This window comes from uncultured Senegalimassilia sp. (assembly GCF_934632265.1).
GTDB lineage: Bacteria > Actinomycetota > Coriobacteriia > Coriobacteriales > Eggerthellaceae > Senegalimassilia.
In genome coordinates, this window is record NZ_CAKTYH010000181.1 from 1 (window position 1) to 2474 (window position 2474).

At 68.2% G+C, this 2474-nt stretch carries 1 protein-coding gene; it reads right to left on the minus strand.

What is annotated here, in order from left to right:
* Positions 1 to 110: 110 nt before the first annotated feature.
* Positions 111 to 1640: a hypothetical protein gene (locus Q0H50_RS09220; RefSeq protein ID WP_294421666.1), complete on the minus strand. Its 1530-nt coding sequence runs from the start codon at positions 1638 to 1640 to the stop codon at positions 111 to 113.
* Positions 1641 to 2474: the final 834 nt, after the last annotated feature.

Below are 2474 nucleotides of genomic sequence, written 5' to 3' on the forward strand. Positions count from 1 at the left end.
GAATGGCTCGGCTAAGTCTGAACGCAAAAGCCCGGTGCTCGTGCAGCCCGCAAGTCGGGTGAACGCAAAAGCGGGGCGGGCGCGTTCGTTGCGCCCGCCCCGCCTGCCTGTTACGAAGCTGTGGTGGAGCTTGTGGATCCGCCGTTCGAGGAGCCGGACGAGGAATTGCCCGTGGACCCCGTGGCTCCGCTGGTCGACGAGGAGCTTTCCGTCCCCGTGGAGCCGCTGGTCGAGGAACCGCTCGACGAGCTGCCGGAGCTGCTGCTGCCGGAGCTGCCGGTTTGCGAACCGGACGTGCTGCCGGAGCTGCCGCCGGTGCCGCTGGTGGTGGAACCCGTCGAGCTGCCGGTGCCGCTAGCGCTACTTGATTCCGTGCCGCTGGTCGTCGACCCGCCGGCGCTGCCGGACCCGGAAGCCGAGCTATCCGACGACGCGGTGCCGTCCTGATGCACGGGCGCGGCGGAGTTCTGCGAAGCGGAGCTGTCCTCGCCCTGCGTCGTGGACTGCTGGGACTTGCCGCTCTGCTTGCCCTTCGTCGTGGAACCATCGTCGGTTTGCGACGTGGAAGCGCCGGTGAACAGCGGCTCGGTCTTGGTGCCCACGCCTTCGCCGGCCGTCACCAGGTTGATGATGCCCGCGGAAATGGCCACCGCGGCCAAGGCCGACACCACCGACACCGCGATCACGCCGCGCTGCATGCGCCGACGGCGCAGATGCTCGGCGCGGCCTCGCAGCACGCCCGTCTCGCCGCTTTCGCGCAGGTCGTGCACGCTGCGGGTAGGGGTTGCGGAAGCTGCCGGGCCGTCGGCTGCGGCATGGTCGCCGGATGCCGCCGCGGCGCCGGACGCGGACATCGTGCCCATCACGCGGGTCGCAGATGAGCCGCCCGCGGCCGCCGGCATCACGCGGGTTTCGCCCGCGGCTGCGGAAGACCCCGCCTCATCGAGCGGGTTCAGCTCGCGCAGCTTGTCGGCGGAAGCCTGCAGAAACTGCTTGTACACCTGCGATGCGACGGTGGACACCACCGAGCCTACCGCCACGCCGATGACCGAGCCGGCGATGCCGATCTTCGACGACAGCAGCATCGACGTCACCGCCGCCAACGCGCCGGCGGCCACCTGCGGCACGGACAGCCCCTCGAGCAGCCCGCCCAGCCCCTTGCGCTTGGGCGCCTCCTCCGTTTCGGCGGCTTTTGCGGCTTCCGCAGCCGCGGCGCCGTTTGCGCCAGGCACTCCGTTCGAGCTGGACGCCGAAAACGCGGCATTTGCGCCGAACGCGCCACCTGCCGCAAACACACCGTTCGCAGCATTCGCGCCCGGCACGGCTTCCTTAACCGAGACACCGTTCGCACCGGGCGCGGCACCCGCACCCGGAACCGCAAACTCCCCGTTGCGACCGGGTGCGCCGTTCGCGCCGGGCGCAACGTCCGCACCCGGGATCGCATTCCCCGCATTCTCACCGGAAACGGCGAACGGCGTAGCCACCTGCTGCATCGGCGCCGGGCGCCCCTGAAGCGGGTACGGCGCCTGAGCCGCCCGCACGGGCCTATCGGCGCGCAAGGGCATTTGCCGCGTTTCGTCCCCTGCCGGCATCCTCGTATCTTTGCCCGCGGTTTGCGGGTTTTCCTGCATATGCGCCATGAGCAACCTCCTCATGCTCGCGTTTACCTGAGCGCGGCTGGCAATCATCGCGCTCGAACCTTGTATTAAGCTGAAGGCTACGCGCTTCGTCACCGCCCCGATACCCTTTCAGCGAACTTCCACCGAAGCGATACCGACCCGTCAAACAACAAGCGCCGAATCCGCGCAAACCCAAGTGAGGCCGGCACCCCGAGAGATGCCGGCCTCGTGTCAAGCCGTTTGCAATCGCGAAATCCAGTGCAGCGTCTCGCCGCCCTCGCGCGGCAAAACCCTGCGCGGGCGCCCCCCACTTGCCGCGGCGAACGCCCACGACAGAAGCCAACCCCGCCATCCCGATAAACGCCCCATCTTCTGAGCGATTTCGCAAGCGGCGCCGACTTCTGGGTGGTTTAAAGCACGACACCAACCCCTCGCGGCACCGTGGACCACAATCGCGAAACGCGAAGCAACTTCTGGGCGGTTTCGTAGGCGATGCCGGCCTTTCCGCAAAAGCTGACCTGGGGTTATTCCGAGCACCTGCCGAAATCTGCCCCGAAAACCGCACAGAACTCCAGACCCATGTCAAAATCAGGCCCGTTTTCCTGCAAAACCGTCCAGAACTCCAGGGCCGCGGCAAATACCGGGCAACCGCCGCCCAAACCACCCAGAACGCCAGGGCCGCGGCTCGGCCGCTGCACTGTTGCAGCTTGGCGAACCAAACGAGGCCGGCGCCCCAAAGGGACGCCGGCCTCGCGTCAAGCCGTTTGCAATCGCGAAATCCAACGCAGCGTCTCGGCGCCCTCACGCAGCAAAGCCCCGCACGGGCGAGGCGCCCGCGCAGCCCCGCCGCAGCCC

Excerpts from the sequence above, each read along its gene's own strand:
- Q0H50_RS09220 (WP_294421666.1), bottom strand. The coding sequence starts at position 1,640 with ATGGCGCATATGCAGGAAAACCCGCAAACCGCGGGCAAAGATACGAGG.